Raw genomic sequence first — 16219 nt, forward strand, 5'->3', positions numbered from 1 at the left:
GCGAACTCAACGCGCCGAACGGGCGAACGGCAGGTGAGCGCTCACACGACGACGGCCCGCCCCCGCAGCAGCGGGGACGGGCCGTCGGGACGGGCGCGGCGCGGTGCGCCGGCGCGCCCGGGGCTCAGAAGCCCTGGGCGATCCGGTAGTACACCTGGTTCCAGCGCACCTGGTCGCGGAAGCCGCGCCGGGTGGTGTCCTGGTCGATCACCAGCAGCTCGGTGCCGGCGATGTCGGCGTAGATCTCGAACGCCTCGACGCCTGCCGCGGTCGACATCACCGTGTGGTGCGCGCCGCCGGCGGTCAGCCAGGCCTCGGCCGACGTGGCGAAGTCGGGACGGGGCTCCCAGACCGCGCGGGCGACCGGCAGGTTCGGCAGCTCCTGCGTCGGCGGCACGACGTCGACCACGTTCGCGGTCATCCGGAACCGGTCGCGCATGTCGGCCAGCGACACCACCACGGCCTCGCCCGGGTCCGCGTCGAACACCATGCGGACCGGGTCCTCCTTGCCGCCGATGCCGAGCGGGTGGATCTCCACCTTCGGCTTCGACGTGGTCAGGGAGGGGCAGACCTCGAGCATGTGCGCGCCGAGGATCTTCTCGGCGCCCGGGGTCAGGTCGTAGGTGTAGTCCTCCATGAGCGAGGCGCCGCCGGGCAGGCCCTCGCCCATCACCTTGGCCGCGCGCACCAGGACGGCGGTCTTCCAGTCGCCCTCGGCGCCGAAGCCGTAGCCCTTCGACATCAGGCGCTGCACCGCGAGGCCCGGGAGCTGGCGCAGCGCGCCGAGGTCCTCGAAGTTCGTCGTGAACGCCTTGGCGCCCACCTCGGTCAGGAAGGTCTCGAGCGCGATCTCCTGGCGGGCTGCGTACCGCAGCGACTCGTGGCGGTCGCCGTCCCGGCGCAGCTCCGGCACGACGTCGTAGAGCTCCTCGTACTCCGCGACCAGCGCGTCGACGTCGGCGTCCGCCACGGCGTCCACGGCGGCGACGAGCTCGTTGACGCCCCAGGTGTTCACCGAGACGCCGAACCGCAGCTCGGCCTCGGTCTTGTCGCCCTCGGTGACCGCGACGTTGCGCATGTTGTCGCCGAACCGGACCAGCTTGAGCTCGTGGGTCGCGGCCCAGCCCGCGGCGGCGCGCGCCCAGGTGCCGACCCGCTTCGCCACGGCCGGGTTCGACGCGTGGCCGACGACCGTCGTGCGGGCGACGCCCAGGCGGGACGCGATGTACGCGTACTCGCGGTCGCCGTGCGCGGCCTGGTTCAGGTTCATGAAGTCCATGTCGATGCTGTCCCACGGCAGCTCGACGTTCGCCTGCGTGTGCAGGTGCAGCAGCGGCTTGCGGAGCTGGTCCAGGCCGGCGATCCACATCTTGGCCGGGCTGAACGTGTGCATCCAGGTGATGACGCCCAGGACGCGGTCGTCGGAGTTCGCGTCGAGCATCGCCCGGCGGATCGACACGGAGTCCTTGAGCACCGGCTTCCACACGATGCGGACCGGCACGTCGGCGGCCTCGTCGAGGGTGCGGGCCACCTCCTGGGACTGCTCGGCGACCTGGCGCAGGGTGTCCTCGCCGTAGAGGTCCTGGCTGCCGGTGAAGAACCAGACCTCGCGGTCGGCGTAGGGCTTGGTCATGCGTCCTGCTCCTTCGTGTTGGCGGCAGCCTCGGTGCTGCCCTGGCCGTAGACGTTCTGGTACCGCGCGTACAGCGAGTCGACCTTGTCCTGCGGGATCGGCAGCGGGTCGCCGAGCTGCCGGGAGATGTGCACGGTGCGCGCGACCTCCTCGACCATCACGGCGGCCTTGACCGCCGCCTTGGCGTCCTTTCCGATCGTGAACGGGCCGTGGTTCTGCATCAGCACCGCGGGGCTGCGGGACCCGCGCAGCGTCTCGACGATGCCGCGACCGATCGAGTCGTCGCCGATGAGGGCGAACGGGCCGATCGGGATCGGGCCGCCGAACTCGTCGGCCATCATCGTCAGCACGCACGGCACGGGCTCGGCGCGGGCGGCCCAGGCCGTCGCGTACGTCGAGTGCGTGTGCACGACGCCACCGACCTCGGGCATGTGCGTGTACACGTAGGCGTGCGCCGCCGTGTCCGACGACGGGCTGCGGGTGCCGTCGACCAGGTTCCCGTCGAGGTCGCAGACGACCATCGACTCGGGGGTGAGCTCGTCGTACGTCACGCCGGACGGCTTGATGACGAGCAGGTCGGCGGCCGACGGGCCGGCCGGGTCCACCTGGACGCGCTGGGACACGTTGCCCGCCGTCCAGACGATCAGCTCCCAGCGGGGCAGCTCGGCGTGCAGGGTCGCGACGACCTCGCGGGTGCGCGCGACCGCCTCCTGCACCTCGGCCGGGTAGTCGGCGAGGGTCCGGGTCATGGGGTTCTCCTCCAGTGGTGGGTGGTCAGAGGGCCTCGGTCGCCGCGCGCTCGACGGCCAGGCCGGCGCGGTAGCGGTCCAGGAACTGCTCGTAGCCGGCGACGTCGCCCGCGTCGGGGGTGACGGTGTCGACGTCGGCGCCGGCGAACACGCGCTCGGACAGGTAGGTCGGCAGGTCCTGCTCCGCCGCCGCGTCGAGGTACGCGGCCAGCACCGCGATGCCCCACGCGCCGCCCTCGGCCGCGGTCTCCCCGACGGCGACCGGCGCGTCGATCGCGGCCGACAGCAGACGCTGCGCCACGCCGGCCGTCCGGAACATGCCGCCGTGCGCGAGCATCGCGTCGATCGCCACGCCCTCGCCCCGCAGCACGTGCATGCCGAGGCTCAGCGTGCCGAACGCCGAGTACAGCTGCGTCCGCATGAAGTTCGCGAGCGTCAGCCGGCTGTCGGGGGTGCGCACCACCAGCGGGCGGCCCGCGTCGAGCCCCGTGATCGGCTCGCCGGACAGGTAGTTGTAGGCCAGCAGGCCGCCGCCGTCGGCGTCGCCCTCGAGCGCGGCGCGGAACAGCGCACCGAACACGTCGTCGGCCGCGGCCGGCGCGCCGAGCGCGGTGGCGAACTCGCCGAACAGCCCCGCCCAGGCGTTGAGCTCGGACGCCCCGTTGTTGCAGTGCACCATCGCGACCAGGTCACCGGCCGGGGTGGTCACCACGTCGAGCTCGTGGTGCACCCGCTCCAGCGGCTTCTCCAGCACGACCATCGCGAAGATCGACGTGCCGGCGCTGACGTTGCCCGTGCGCGGGGCCACCGAGTTGGTCGCGACCATGCCGGTGCCGGCGTCGCCCTCGGGCGGGCACAGCGGGATGCCGGCCTGCAGCGAGCCGCTCGGGTCGAGCAGGGCGGCGCCCTCCGCGGTCAGCCGGCCGGCGTCGGCGCCCGCGGGCAGCACCTCGGGCAGCAGGTCCCGCAGGTGCAGGCCGGGGCGGCGGGTCGCGACGATCTCGTCGACCTGGGCCAGCATCGTGGCGTCGTAGTCGCGGGTCGTCGGGTCGATCGGGAACATGCCGGACGCGTCGCCGACCCCGAGGACCTTGCGGCCGGTGAGCTTCCAGTGCACGTAGCCCGCGAGCGTCGTGGCGAAGTCGATCCGGGGGACGTGCGCCTCGTGGTCGAGGATCGCCTGGTAGAGGTGGGCGATCGACCAGCGCAGCGGGATGTTGAAGCCGAGCTTGTCGGTGAGCTCCGCGGCCGCGCGGCCGGTCGAGGTGTTGCGCCAGGTGCGGAACGGCACCAGCAGCTCGCCGTCGGCGTCGAACGGCAGGTAGCCGTGCATCATCGCCGAGACGCCGAGCGCGCCGAACGTCGTCGGGCGGACGCCGTACCGCTGCTCGACGTCGGCGACGAGCGTGGCGATCGACTCCTGCAGGCCCGCCCAGACGGCGTCGAGGGAGTAGGTCCACACCCCGTCGACGTACTGGTTCTCCCACTCGTGGCTGCCCGTGGCGACCGGCGCGTGGTCCGGGCCGATCAGGCAGGCCTTGATCCGGGTGGAGCCGAGCTCGATGCCGAGCGAGGTCCGGCCGTCCGTGATCGCGGCGGCGACCTCGTCGCGGCGTGCGTCGTCGTGGTCCTGCGCCATTGCGTGCTCCGTCCTCGCCGTTCGGGCAGCACTGCCCGCTCGCCTGCGATGTTCCCGCACGCGGCGGTCCGCCGCGTCCTGCCCCCGATGTTAGCGCTCACACGCCGCGCTTCCAACCGCCCTGCTCGCGCCCGCCGCCGCCGCTGCGACCCCCTCCCCGCCGAGTCTCCACTTCGCGCCTGTGCGACACGGGGCCTGCACAGGCGAGAAGTGGAGACTCGGCGCACGCGTGACGCGTGGGCGGGGCGTGGGCGGAGCGCGTGGCGCGGGCGGGGCGCGTGGCGCGGGCGCGCCGCGGGCGCGGCGCGCGGCGCGCGGCGCGGGGTCAGCGCGCGGGCGGGGCGGCGGTGCTCGCGCGGGGGACCAGGGTGGCGGGCAGGAGGGTGCGCGGCGGCGGGTCACCCGCCAGGGCGCCCACCAGGGCCCGGATCGCGCTGCGGCCCAGGGCCGGGAAGTCCTGCCGCACCGTCGTCAGCGGCGGCACGAAGTACGCCGCGCCGGCCTCGTCGTCGAAGCCGACCACCGACACGTCCTGCGGCACCCGCAGCCCGCGCTCCCAGAACGCGCGCAGCAGGCCGAGGGCGAGCTGGTCGTTGGCGGCGAACACCGCGGTCGGCACGCCGGCGTCCGCCAGCCGCAGGCCCTCGCGGTAGCCGGACTCGGCGGACCAGTCGACCTCGACCGGCTCCGGCGACGGCACCCCGGCCGCGGCGCACGCCTCGCGCCAGCCGGCGAGCCGTTCCTGCGCGTCGAACCAGTCCTGCGGCCCGGCCAGGTGCACGACCTCGCGGTGCCCGAGGTCCACGAGGTGCCGGGTCGCCGCGCGGGCGCCCTCGCGCTGGTCGACGCCCACCGCCACGACGTGCGCGGGACCGGGGACCGGCTCGCCCGACGTCACGGAGACGACGGGGACCGGCACCTGGAACGCCGCGACCGCCTCCGCCACGTCGACCTGCGGGGCGATGATCGCGATGCCCTCGACGGCCTGGTCCAGGAAGTGGTCCAGCGCGCCGCGCATCGTGCCGGCGTCGAACCGGTCGATGGCGGCGACGCTCACGTAGTAGCCGACCTCGCGCGCGGCGCTCTCCAGGCCGATGAGCGTGCTGGTGGGACCGTGGTGCACCGACGACGTGGTGACGACCCCGAGCGCTCCCGACCGCCGGGTGACCAGGGCCCGTGCCGCGCTGTTGCGGCGGTAGCCGAGCTCCGCGATCGCGGCGAGCACCCGCTCCCGGGTCTCCGGGCGGACGCTCGGGTGGTCGTTGAGCACCCGCGACACGGTCTGGTGCGACACCCCGGCGAGCGCGGCGACGTCGCTCATCGCGGGCGGGCGCCGTGCCGGGGCACCCGGCGTGCCGGTCACGGCGCGACCTACCGGTCCCCGCGCGGGGCGTCCGCCTCGGCGGCGGCCGGGGCGGACGCCTCGGCGGATGCCGGGGCGTCGGACCGGCCGGCGGGCGCCGGAGCCGCCGCCGCGCCGAGCTCCCGCGAGCGGTCGTGCGCCGCGCGGGCCGCCGCGACCACGCCGGCCCGGACCCCGTGCGCGTCGAGCGCGGCGACGCCGGCCACGGTCGTCCCGCCCGGCGAGGACACCCGCTCGCGCAGCACGACCGGGTGGTCGCCCGTCTGCGCCGCCAGGGCGGCCGAGCCCTCGACGGTCGCGACGGCGAGCCGCGTCGCCAGGTCCCGGGTGAGGCCGAGCAGGACGCCGGCCTCGGCCATCGCGTCGATCAGGTAGAACGCGTACGCCGGGCCCGAGCCGGAGATGGCCGTGACCGCGTCGAGGTCCTTCTCCGCCACGCGCACGACCAGCCCCGTCGCGGCGAGCGCCCGCTCGGCGAGGTCGAGGTGCTCGTCGGTGGCGTGCGTCCCCGGTGCGATCGCGCTGGCGCCCTTGCCGACCAGCGCCGGGGTGTTCGGCATGACCCGGACCACCGGGGTGCCCGCGGGCAGGGCGGCCTCGTAGACGGCGACCGGGATGCCGGCGGCGACCGAGACGACGAGCGTCCCGGGCCGGAGCGTCGGGGCGATCTCCGCCAGCACCTCCGGCACGACTTGCGGCTTGACCGCGATCAGCACCAGGCCGGCGCCCTTGACCGCCTTGGCGTTCGGGTCGGCGGCGCGGACGCCGTACCGGCCGGACAGCTCCATCGCGCGGGCGGCGCTGCGCTCGGTGACGTCGACGTCGTCGGCCGTCCAGCCGGCGGCGAGCAGGGCCGTGACCAGGGCCTCGCCCATGACGCCCCCGCCGAGGACCGCCGCGTGCGGTCGTGCCGTGGTCTGCGTCATCGGGTGTCCTCCGGTGGTCGTCGTGCGGGTGGGGCTGGCGGCGAGCCTAGCCCCGGTGGCGGTCAGGCCGGCCGCGGCGCGTACATGATGACCGCGACCCCGGCGAGGCACAGCAACGCCCCGAGCACGTCCCACCGGTCGGGGCGGAAGCCGTCGGCGACCACGCCCCAGAGCAGCGAGCCGGCGACGGACACCCCGCCGTACGCCGCGAGGATCCGCCCGAAGCTCGCATCCGGCTGCAGGGTCGCCACGAAGCCGTACAGCCCGAGCGCGATCACGCCCGCGCCGATCCACACCCAGCCGCGGTGCTCGCGCACGCCCTGCCAGACCAGCCAGGCCCCGCCGATCTCCAGCAGCGCGGCGAGCGCGAACAGCAGCACCGAGCGCAGCGGCATGCGGGTCCCTCCCCCGCCGGGCCACGGGCGGGCGCCGGCGGGTCCAGGGTGGCAGAAGGGCGCCCGGCCGGTGCCGCGCAGGGGGTACGCAGGACCGGCCGGGCGCGTCGAGGGCCCGGGATCAGCTCCCGGGCGGGCCACCGGCCGGGAGCTGGCCGCCGCCGAATCCGCCACCGCCGGGGAAGGACATCTGGCCCTGGCCCGACGACGAGTCGTCGGTGCTGCCGCCCAGGCCGGAGAGCCCGCCGCTGGACTCCGAGTCGTCCGAGACCAGCGACTGACTCAGGTCCGCCAGCACCACCTGGTCGCCTTCGGACAGGCCGGACACGATCTCGGTGAGCTCGGCTCCGACGGCCCCGCGCTCCACCTCGACCGACTCGACCGTCCCGCCGGCCAGCACCTGCACCGTGGCGGTCGAGCCGTCCAGGTGCACCGCCGACGACGGCACCGTGAGCGTCTGCTCGGACGCGGCGACCGCGATGGACACCTGCGCCGACGAGCCGTTGTAGAGGGCCACGTCCGCCGGGTCGACCGCGATGTCCACGGTGTAGGTCGGGTCGGACGACGTCGTGGACGCGTCGAGGACGCCGATGCCGGTGACCGTGCCGGTCAGGTCCTCGTCGCTGGTGCGCACCGAGAGGGCGGCCTCCTGGCCGACCTCGACCAGGTCGACCTGGCTGAGCGGCACCGTGGTGGACACGGTGTACCCGTCGTCGCCGATGACGGTGATGACCGCCGACGTCGAGGACGCCTCGACCTCGTCGCCCGCGGCGATCGACACCGCCGCGACCGTGCCCGCGATGGGGCTGGTGAGGTCGACCAGGTCCAGCCTGCTCCGCGCGATCGCGAGCTCGGCCTCGGCCAGGTCGATCGCGGCCTGGTCGGCGAGCAGGTCGGCGGCGGTGGCGACGGTCGAGCCGCCCACGGCACCGGACGCGCCCGATCCGGAGATGCCGGAGGGCGCCGAGCCCGTGGTGGCGGACGCGTCGTCCGAGGACGACAGGCCCGTGCCGGACGACGACCCGCTCGGTAGCGCGGCGCCCTGGTCGGCGGTCGCCGAGCCGTCGGTGCCGGTCGTGCCGCCCGTCGTGCCGCCGGTCGACGGCGCCGCGCCGGTGCCGTCGACCGAGCCCGAGGCGGCCGAGGCCAGCGCGTCCTGCGCCGCCGTCACCGCGGTGTCGAGGCCGGTCACGAGGGTCATGAGGCTGGTCTGCACCTCGTCCACGGTCGTCTGCGCCGCGAGCACGGCGGTGATCGCGTCCTGGCACGACGTGAGGTCGTCGGTGGTCGTGCTGGTGGTGAACGCGGCGCCGGTGATCACCGCGCCCGCCGTCGCCGCGGCTCCGGCCGCGGTGGCGTCCTCGGTCGGCGCGTCCTGCGTCGGCTCCTCGCTCGGCTCCGTGGTCGGCTCCTCGCTCGGCTCCGTGGTCGGCTCCGTGGTCGGCCCCTCCGTCGATCCGTCGCCGGCGCCGTCACCCGCGCCGTCGCCGGACCCGTCGCCGTCGCCGTCGCCGGACCCGTCGCCGTCGCCGTCGAGCACCGCCTGGCACGCCTCCTGCGCGGCCGCCGTCGCGGCGGACGCCTCCGCCAGCGCCGCCTGCGCGGTCCGGTACTGCGCGAGCAGCGCCTGCTGCGCGGCCGTCACCGCGGCGATCGCCCGCGTCACGGCGGGGTCCGCCGCCGACTCGCCGCCGCCGGTCGAGCCGTCTCCCGTCGACCCGCCGGTCTGCGCGTCCCCGTCGGTCGCCGCGGCGTCCGGGGCCGAGCCTGTCGAGGCCGTCCCGGACGACCCGGACCCCGTCGCCCCGGTCGTCGACGACCCCGACCCGCCCGAGGCGGACGAGCCGGTGCTGGACGCGCTGCTGCTCGAGCTGCTGCCCGAGGTCTGGGAGTCGAGGTCGTCCTCCAGCTGCTGCTGCGCGTCGGCCACCGCCTGCTCGGCCTGCTCGACGGCGTCCTCCAGCGAGACGGTGTCGAGCGTGGCGAGCACCTGACCCGCCGTGACGGTGTCGCCGACGGCCACGTCGACCGCGCCGACGGTGCCCGCGACGGAGAACGCCCGGTCGTACCGGCTGGCCGAGGCGACGGTGCCGGTCGCGTCGATGGTCTGCTCGATGGTGCCGAGCTCAGCGGTGGCGGTCCGGTAGCCGCTGCCCTTCGCGCTGGTGACGGCGATCGCCACGCCGCCGCCGACCAGGCTGAGCGCGGCCGCTGCGGCGACCCCGCCGAGCACGAGCCGCCGGCGGCGCGTCGCGCGCCGGGTCAGGGCCTTCGGGGTCAGGGGCGTCGCGGGGGCCGCGTCCGCCCGCCGGCGGCCCGCGCGCCGCCTCAGGCTGTCACGCATCGTCGCCCTCGCCCCCGGTCGAGCCGGACGCGCCCGGGAAGCCGCCGCGGCCGCCGAACCCGGTCGAGCAGCCGCCGTCGGTCGCGTCGGACAGCGTGAGGCTGGTCGCCGCGACCTGGCCGCTGCTGTCCGCCTCACCTTGCGCCGTGACGCACCGCCCCACCGCGATGGCCGAGGCGTCGGCCGCGACCGTGCTGGTGAACGTGGTCGCGTCGTCGACGGTGATGGTCGCGGCCGTCGTCGCGTCGTCGGCGCCGGGCGCCCCCGCCGGCTCGACGGTGATCGTGCTGCCGTCGACCGCGGTGACCAGCCCGGCGGTCGCGCCGCCGAACCCGCCACCGGAGCCGCCGCCGGGGACGTCCGTCGGCGCGCCGTCGGGCATCTCGGCGCCCTCGGGCAGGTCGGTCGGCATCCCGCTGGGCATGTCGCCGGCCGACGGGAACCCGCCGGCCGAGCCGCCGCCGAAGCCGCCCGTGCAGCCGTCGTCGGTCGCCGCGGTGATCGCGACCGACGTCGCCGCCGCGCCCTCGTCGCCCGAGGTGAACGCGACCACGCACGACCCGACGGTGACGTCGGACAGCGCGCCGGTGACCGTCTGGCTGATCGTCGTGGTGGCGTCCCACGCGACGGCCGTCTGGCCGTCGTCGCCCTGCACCTGCAGGAGGGCGTCGGTGACGGCGGCGATCTCACCCGAGGTGCCTCCGCCGCCGGGCATCCCCTCGCCGCCCCGACCGGACGGCGCCTGGGTCTGCGCGGCGTCGCCGGCGGCCGCGGTGCCGGTGGACCCGGCGTCGGTGCCGCTCGAGCAGGCCGCGAGCAGGACCAGGACCGCCACGGCGGCGGGGGCGGCCAGCAGACCGGTACGGGTGCGGGACATGTCTCTCCTCGTGGTGGTGGTACCGAAGGGGGCCGCGGGTCGCACGGGCCTCACTCCGACCGCAGGGCGTCGATGGGCGCGAGCTTCGCGGCCCGGGTGGCGGGGTAGACCCCGAACACGAGGCCGATGGCCATCGCGACCGCGACCGAGCCGCCGACGGCGGCGCCCGAGATGACGATCGACGTGTCGAGCAGGTCCGGCAGGGCCTTGGCGGCGACGACGCCGAGCGCCGCGCCGAGCAGGCCGCCGGCCAGGCCGAGCACGCCGGCCTCGACCAGGAACTGCCGCCGGATGGCCCACGGCGGTGCGCCGAGCGCCTTGCGCAGGCCGATCTCGCGGGTCCGCTCGGTGACGGAGACCAGCATGATGTTCATGACCCCGATGCCGCCGACCAGCAGCGACAGCGCCGCGATGCCGGTGAGCAGGACCGTCAACGTCCGGTAGACGGAGGTGGCGGTGCTGACCAGGGAGTCCTGGCTGTCGATGCTGAAGTCCGCGCCGTCCGCGTCGGTGATGTCGTGCAGGTTGAGCAGGAGCTGGTTCGCCTCCTGGTACGCCGCCGCGAGCTGGTCCGCCGAGGCGGCCTGCACGTAGATCGTGGTGAGCGAGTTCCGGTCGAAGCCGCCCGACACCGTGTCGGAGGCGGTGGTCAGCGGGATCACGACCAGGTCGTCCAGGTCGGCGTCCGTGCTGGAGCCCGCGGTGCCGAGGACCCCGACGATCGTGAACGCGGTGCCCGCGATCGTGAGCTGCTGGCCGACGACGTTCGTGGTGCCGAACAGCTCGGTGGCGGTGGTCGCGCCGATGACGGCCACGGTCGCGCCCTCCGCGTCGTCGTCCGCCGTGAGGAACTCGCCGGAGGTGACCGCGCGGGACCGCACGTCGAGCCAGTCCTCGGTCGTGCCGACGACCGTCGTCGTCCAGTTCGTGTCGTTCGCCTCGACGGACAGCGACGACTCCTTCTCCGGGGCGACGGCGCCGACGTCGGGCGCGTTCACCTCGGAGGCCAGGGCGTCGGCGTCGGACCGGGTCAGCGTCGCGCCGGTGCCGAACCCGCCCCGCACGCCGTCGGAGTCGGTCGACGACCCGGGCGTGACGATCAGCAGGTTCGACCCCAGCGCGCTGATCTGCCGGCTGACGTCCTGCTGCGTGCCCAGGCCCAGCCCGACGGTGAGGATCACCGCGGCGATGCCGATGAGGATGCCGAGCACGGTCAGCATCGAGCGCAGCGTGTGCCCCCGCACCGCGGCCCAGCCGGTGCGCAGGGTCTCGGACCAGGTCATCGCGGGTTCACCTCGTCGGACTGGATGAGGCCGTCCCGGACTGTCACGATGCGCCGGGCGTGCTCGGCGACCTCGAGCTCGTGGGTGATGAGCACGATGGTGCGGCCCTGGGCGTGCAGCTCGTCGAAGAGCGCGAGCACGTCCTCGGTGGACCGGGAGTCGAGGTTGCCGGTGGGCTCGTCCGCCAGGATCAGCGCGGGCTCGCCCACCAGGGCACGGGCGACGGCGACGCGCTGCTGCTGCCCGCCGGACAGCTCGCCCGGGCGGTTGTCCAGCTTCTCGCCGAGCCCGACCCGCTCGAGTGCGGCAACCGCACGCTCCTGGCGCTCGGCGGCCGGCACCCGGCCGTAGACCAGGGGCAGCTCGACGTTCCGCCACGCGGTGAGCGAGGGCAGCAGGTGGAACTGCTGGAACACGAACCCGAGCCGCCGGTTCCGGACGTCGGCCAGCTCGACCTCGTCCAGCTCGCCGACGTCCTCCCCCGCCAGCCGGTACTCCCCGGCGGTCAGGACGTCCAGGCAGCCGACGATGTTCATCAGCGTCGACTTGCCGGAGCCCGACGGGCCCATGATCGCGACGTACTCGCCGGCGCCGATGGCCAGGTCGACGCCCCGCAGGGCCTCGAACTCGATGCTGCCGGTGCGGTACGTCTTGCGGGCGCCGGCGAGCGCGATGACGGTCCCCTCCGGGTCGGCCTCTGCCGGGCGGTCCAGGACGAGCTCAGCCATTGCCGCCGCCCGGGAAGCCGCCCTGCGAGAAGTCGGGCATCTCGCCCGACGAGAAGTCCGGCATCTCGCCGCCGCCGGGCCATTGCTGCGTGTCGCCGGAGCCGTCCCCGGAGCCCGAGGCCCGGGGGCTGAACGTGGTGACCAGCACCTCGTCGCCCTCGGCGAGGCCCTCGATGATCTCGACGAGGTCGCCCGAGGTCTCGCCGACGGTGACCGCCGTGGTGACCGTCCCGCCGTCCGCACCCTCCTGCGTGACGACGGACCGGCCGTCCTCGGTGGTCACCGCCGACCCCGGCACGGTCAGCACGTCGGTGCGGCGCTCGTAGATGATCGAGACGTCCACCGACTCGCCGTCGTGCAGCCCCTCGGGGGTGCCGGTGACCGCCACGGTCACCGGGTAGGACGCGACGCCGCCGGAGCTGCTGGACAGCAGCCCGATCTCGGTCACGGTGCCGTAGACGGTGTCGGTCGAGCTGCTGGTCGTGAGCTCCGCCTGGTTCCCGACCGACAGCAGGGCCACGTCCGACTCGCTCACGCTGACGCTGGTCTGCCACGCGTCCGTGCCGACGACGACGAACTGCGCGGTGCTGGCCGACGTGGTCGAGGACGACGACCCCGTCGCACCGCTGCCGCCCGTCGTGCCGCCGGCGCCGGTGCTCCCCGTGCTGCCGGTGCTCCCGCTGCCCGACGACAAGCCCGAGCCGGCGATCACGTCCCCGACCTCGAGGTCCACGGTGGTGAGGAGCCCCGACACCGGCGCGGTCAGCGTCGCGCCGGCCATGTCGGCCTCCGCGGCGTCGACGGCGGCCTGCGCGACGTCGGCCTGGGCGGAGAGCGCGGCGACCTGCGCGTCCGAGGAGTCCGAGCCGTCGGCCTCGTCCTGGGCGTTCGACAGCGACGCCTGCGCGCTCGCCAGGTCCGCCCTCGCCTGCAGCAGCGCGGCGTTCAGCTGCAGCGTGTCGACGGTGGCGAGCTGCTGGCCCGCGGTCACGGTGTCGCCGACCGCGACGTCGACGGAGGTGACGGTGCCGCTGACCGCGAACGACACGTCCTCCTGGACGGTCGGGGTCAGCGTGCCGGATCCCGAGACCGACTGCTGGATCGTCGACAGGCTCGCGGCCACGGCGGTGGTCGTCGGGGCGGCGGCCTGCGCCGGCGCCGTCTCGCGGAACCCGAACCAGTACACCCCGCTCCCGGCGACGCCCACCAGCAGCGCGACGGCCACCACCCGCACCCACGGTCGGGTGCGCCTCCACAGCGACAGCATGTTCTCCCTCGGTCCGTCGGGGACGCGTCGCGCCTGCGGACCAGTGCCGCGGGGCCGTCCCGGCTGGTCAGGACCGTAGGGAGGGAGCCTGGACCGGCCGTAGCACCGACCTGTGCCCAGCCTGTGCGGGCGGTGCGGTCGAGGGGCCGCGCGAGGGGGCGGGTGGATCCACTCGTACCGACACGCCCGGGCGTGTCCGTGCGTATGGATCCATCCGCCGGACGGTGGCGCGCCGAGCGGATCCCTCCGGCGGGCGGGGGTCAGGCCGGGAGGAGGAGCCCGTCCGCCACCAGGCCGCGGACCTCGGGCAGCACGTCCGCCGCGACCGCCTCCGCGTCGACGCCGAGCAGCGCGCCCAGGGCGCCGACGATCTGCCCGACCGTCAGCTCGCCGTCGCACGCGCCCACCAGGCCCGCGAGCGCCGTGCCCGCCTGCACCGTGCGCCCGAACCCGCCGCCCTGGCGCAGCAGCACGATCTGCGGGTCGACGTCGCCGGGCCGCAGGTACCGCTCCTCGGTCACGTCGCCCGGCACCAGCAGCCGCTCGGCCGCGAGCGCCGCGTCGTCCCGGCGCCGGAGCCAGTCGTGGGCGGCGAGCGACGCCCCGATCGCCGGGCCGAGCGGCTGGCGCACGGTGCCGGTGACCTCCTCGAGCCGCCGCAGCCGCGGGCCGTCCGCCAGGTCCGCGGCCGGCCGGCGCAGCACGACGATGCCGAACCCGATGCCCTCGACGTCCCGGGACGCGAAGTCCGCGAGCCAGGCCGCGTACCGGGCGCGCCACGCGGCGGGGTCGCGGTCGGGGGTGGTGCCGCCGTCCCGGATCCAGGTCTCCGCGTACTGGGCGGGGTCCTGCAGCTCGCGCTGCACCACCCACCCGTCGAGCCCGGACGCGTCGAGCCAGGCGCCGACGCGCTCGTCCCAGGACTCGCCGCGGCGCACCTCCCAGTTGCCGAGCAGCTGGGCCACCCCGCCGGGGGCCAGGACGTCGCCGACGGAGGTGATGAGGTCGGAGACGATCGCGTCCCCGGTGCGGCCGCCGTCCCGGTACTCGTAGGTCGGCACGTCCGCCGCCGCGCGCGGGGTGATGACGAACGGCGGGTTGCTGACCACCAGGTCGAACCGCTCCCCGGCGACGGGCTCCAGCATCGACCCGAGCCGCAGCTCCAGCGCGCCGGGTGCCAGGCCGGCGAGCGCGGCGTTGAACCGCGCGAACCCGAGCGCCCGGCCCGAGATGTCCGTGCCGACGACGACCTCGCTGTGCCGGGCCGCGTGCAGCGCCTGGATCCCGCAGCCGGTGCCGAGGTCGAGGGTGCGGGCGCTCGGCTCGCGCACGGTCACCTGGGCGAGCGTCGTGGACGCGCCGCCGACCCCCAGCACGTGGTCGGTGCGCAGCGCGCCGCCGGTCGCGAGCTCCCCGAGGTCCGAGGCCACCCACCAGTCGACGGCCCCCGCCGCGTCCTCGGCCTCGTAGGGGCGCAGGTCGACCCGGGCGCGCACGGCGTCCTCCGCCCCGGCGCCCGCCGCGGCGACCAGCCCGAGCCGCTCCGCCCCCGCCACGCCGAGCGCGGGCAGCGCACGGGCCAGGCGCGCCGCGGGCACCGGCACGCCGAGCACGAACGCGCGGACCAGCGCCGCCCGCGGCTCGTCGCCTGCGGTGGCCAGCAGCGCGGGCACCGGCTCCTCCCGGTGCAGCGCGGCGCTCGCGACCGGGCCCAGCAGCTCCTCGACCCCGGGCACGGTGAACCCGGACGCGGCCAGGTCGGCCCGCAGGGCGGCGACGAGCGCGGGGTCGGCGGTCAGGGGCTCGATGGGTGCGGCGTCCACCGGACCATCCTCCCCGACGCGGCAGGGCGGGGCGGCGGCCGCCCCGCGTCCCCCGCCTCAGACCGGCAGCGGCTCCCCGCCGGGCCCGTCGCCCCCGGCGGGCGCGGCGTGCGGCACCACCTCGTCCTGCCAGCGGGTCGCGTACCACCCGGTCGGCCCGCCGGTCTCGAGCGTCACCACGCCGGTGTTGTCGAGCGACCACCGCCCGGCCGTCGCGGCGTCGAGGTTCCCGGCGCGGGTCATGGCCCACAGCCGGATCATCGCGCCGTGGCTCACCGCCGCGACCGTCGCGGCGCCCGTGCGCAGCATCTCGTCCACCACGGCGTCGAACCGGTCGAGCGTCTCGCGGCCCGACTCCCCGCCCGGCATGACCGCGTCGAGGTCGCCCGACGCCCACGCCACCATCGTCGACAGGTAGCGGTGCACCGACGCCTCGTCCGTGCGCATCTCCAGGTCGCCGGCGAGCACCTCGCGCAACCCTTCCCGCACCCCGACCTCGAGCCCGTGCGGCCGCGCCACCTCCGCGGCCGTCGCCCGCGCCCGGTCGAGCGTCGAGGCGTAGACGGCGTCGAGCGGCGCGGCGGCCAGCGCCCGGCCGACCGCGCGGGCCTGCCGCTCGCCCTCCGCGGTGAGCGCGGCCCCGGGCGCGGCGGTGTCGAGCGCCGAGACCAGGTTGGACGCGGTCTGGCCGTGCCGGACGAGGTGCAGCCGCACGGTCACTCGCAGTTCTCGGTGGTGAACGAGCTCAGCTCGTCGCTCGCCGCGGACAGGTCCTCCGAGTCGGCCGACTCGGCGAACTCCTGCAGCGCGGCGGTGAACGCCTCCTGGTCGGACGGGTCGATGTCGGACAGGGCGTCGTCGAGGTCGGCGAACGTCGAGGTGAACACCTCCCACGAGTCGGCGATCTCGTCCGGCGCCTCGACCTCGTCGAACTGGTCGCGCGCGGAGCCGATCGCGTCCGCGAAGGCCTGCGGGTCGTCGCTCAGCGACCCGGCCGCGGTGATCTCCGACATCGCGTCCTCGCCCGCGGAGCAGAACGCCTGCACCCGGTCGTCGTCGCCGGAGCAGGCGGCGAGCGGGACGGCGAGCGCGAGCAGCGCGGCGCCCGCCGCGGTGCGGCGGAGGGCTCGGCGGGACGGGCGGACGGCGGCGGCGCGGCGCAGGGTCATGGCCCCCACCCTGCCGGACCGCC

14 protein-coding genes are annotated in these 16219 nt (G+C 75.8%); all 14 read right to left on the reverse strand.

Annotation, left to right across the window (positions count from 1 at the left end):
- Positions 1-124: 124 nt before the first annotated feature.
- Positions 125-1633, reverse strand: a complete 1509-nt coding sequence (gene araA, locus FS882_RS02400) for an L-arabinose isomerase (protein ID WP_158370494.1) — start codon at positions 1631-1633, stop codon at positions 125-127.
- A complete protein-coding gene (locus FS882_RS02405) occupies positions 1630-2382 on the reverse strand; it encodes an L-ribulose-5-phosphate 4-epimerase (protein ID WP_158370497.1) in 753 nt (250 codons plus the stop codon). Before FS882_RS02405 ends, araA begins: the two co-directional genes overlap by 4 nt.
- Before the next feature lie 25 nt (positions 2383-2407).
- On the reverse strand, positions 2408-4021 hold the full coding sequence (locus tag FS882_RS02410; protein WP_158370499.1) for a xylulokinase: 1614 nt from the start codon (positions 4019-4021) through the stop codon (positions 2408-2410).
- A gap of 325 nt (positions 4022-4346) precedes the next feature.
- Positions 4347-5384, reverse strand: coding sequence for a LacI family DNA-binding transcriptional regulator (locus FS882_RS02415; RefSeq protein WP_316043610.1), 1038 nt, complete (start codon positions 5382-5384; stop codon positions 4347-4349).
- Positions 5385-5392: 8 nt separating this feature from the next.
- A complete protein-coding gene (gene proC, locus FS882_RS02420; RefSeq protein WP_158370501.1) occupies positions 5393-6310 on the reverse strand; it encodes a pyrroline-5-carboxylate reductase in 918 nt (305 codons plus the stop codon).
- 62 nt (positions 6311-6372) lie between these two features.
- The gene (locus FS882_RS02425; RefSeq protein ID WP_158370503.1) at positions 6373-6705 is read right to left on the reverse strand and encodes a YnfA family protein; all 333 of its coding nucleotides are present in this window, start codon (positions 6703-6705) and stop codon (positions 6373-6375) included.
- A 121-nt stretch (positions 6706-6826) separates the two neighbouring features.
- A complete protein-coding gene (locus FS882_RS02430; RefSeq protein ID WP_158370506.1) occupies positions 6827-9049 on the reverse strand; it encodes a biotin/lipoyl-binding protein in 2223 nt (740 codons plus the stop codon).
- Positions 9042-9926: a DUF5666 domain-containing protein gene (locus tag FS882_RS02435; protein ID WP_158370509.1), complete on the reverse strand. Its 885-nt coding sequence runs from the start codon at positions 9924-9926 to the stop codon at positions 9042-9044. Before FS882_RS02435 ends, FS882_RS02430 begins: the two co-directional genes overlap by 8 nt.
- 50 nt (positions 9927-9976) lie before the next feature.
- Positions 9977-11209, reverse strand: coding sequence for an ABC transporter permease (locus FS882_RS02440; RefSeq protein WP_158370511.1), 1233 nt, complete (start codon positions 11207-11209; stop codon positions 9977-9979).
- Positions 11206-11937 carry an ABC transporter ATP-binding protein gene (locus FS882_RS02445; RefSeq protein WP_158370513.1) on the reverse strand — a complete coding sequence of 244 codons (732 nt, stop codon included), beginning with the start codon at positions 11935-11937 and terminating at the stop codon, positions 11206-11208. The genes FS882_RS02440 and FS882_RS02445 overlap by 4 nt, the downstream gene beginning before the upstream one ends.
- Entirely contained in the window at positions 11930-13204 is a 1275-nt protein-coding gene (locus FS882_RS02450; RefSeq protein WP_158370516.1) for an efflux RND transporter periplasmic adaptor subunit, read from the reverse strand. The genes FS882_RS02445 and FS882_RS02450 overlap by 8 nt, the downstream gene beginning before the upstream one ends.
- Positions 13205-13464: 260 nt before the next feature.
- Entirely contained in the window at positions 13465-15027 is a 1563-nt protein-coding gene (locus FS882_RS02455; RefSeq protein ID WP_222848106.1) for a methyltransferase, read from the reverse strand.
- Positions 15028-15084: 57 nt separating this feature from the next.
- Positions 15085-15747: a histidine phosphatase family protein gene (locus FS882_RS02460; protein WP_262348018.1), complete on the reverse strand. Its 663-nt coding sequence runs from the start codon at positions 15745-15747 to the stop codon at positions 15085-15087.
- Positions 15744-16196, reverse strand: a complete 453-nt coding sequence (locus FS882_RS02465) for a hypothetical protein (RefSeq protein ID WP_158370519.1) — start codon at positions 16194-16196, stop codon at positions 15744-15746. Before FS882_RS02465 ends, FS882_RS02460 begins: the two co-directional genes overlap by 4 nt.
- Between the last annotated feature and the right edge of the window lie 23 nt (positions 16197-16219).

Origin of the sequence: Cellulosimicrobium cellulans (assembly GCF_007679345.1) — a bacterium.
Classification (GTDB): domain Bacteria; phylum Actinomycetota; class Actinomycetes; order Actinomycetales; family Cellulomonadaceae; genus Cellulomonas; species Cellulomonas cellulans_A.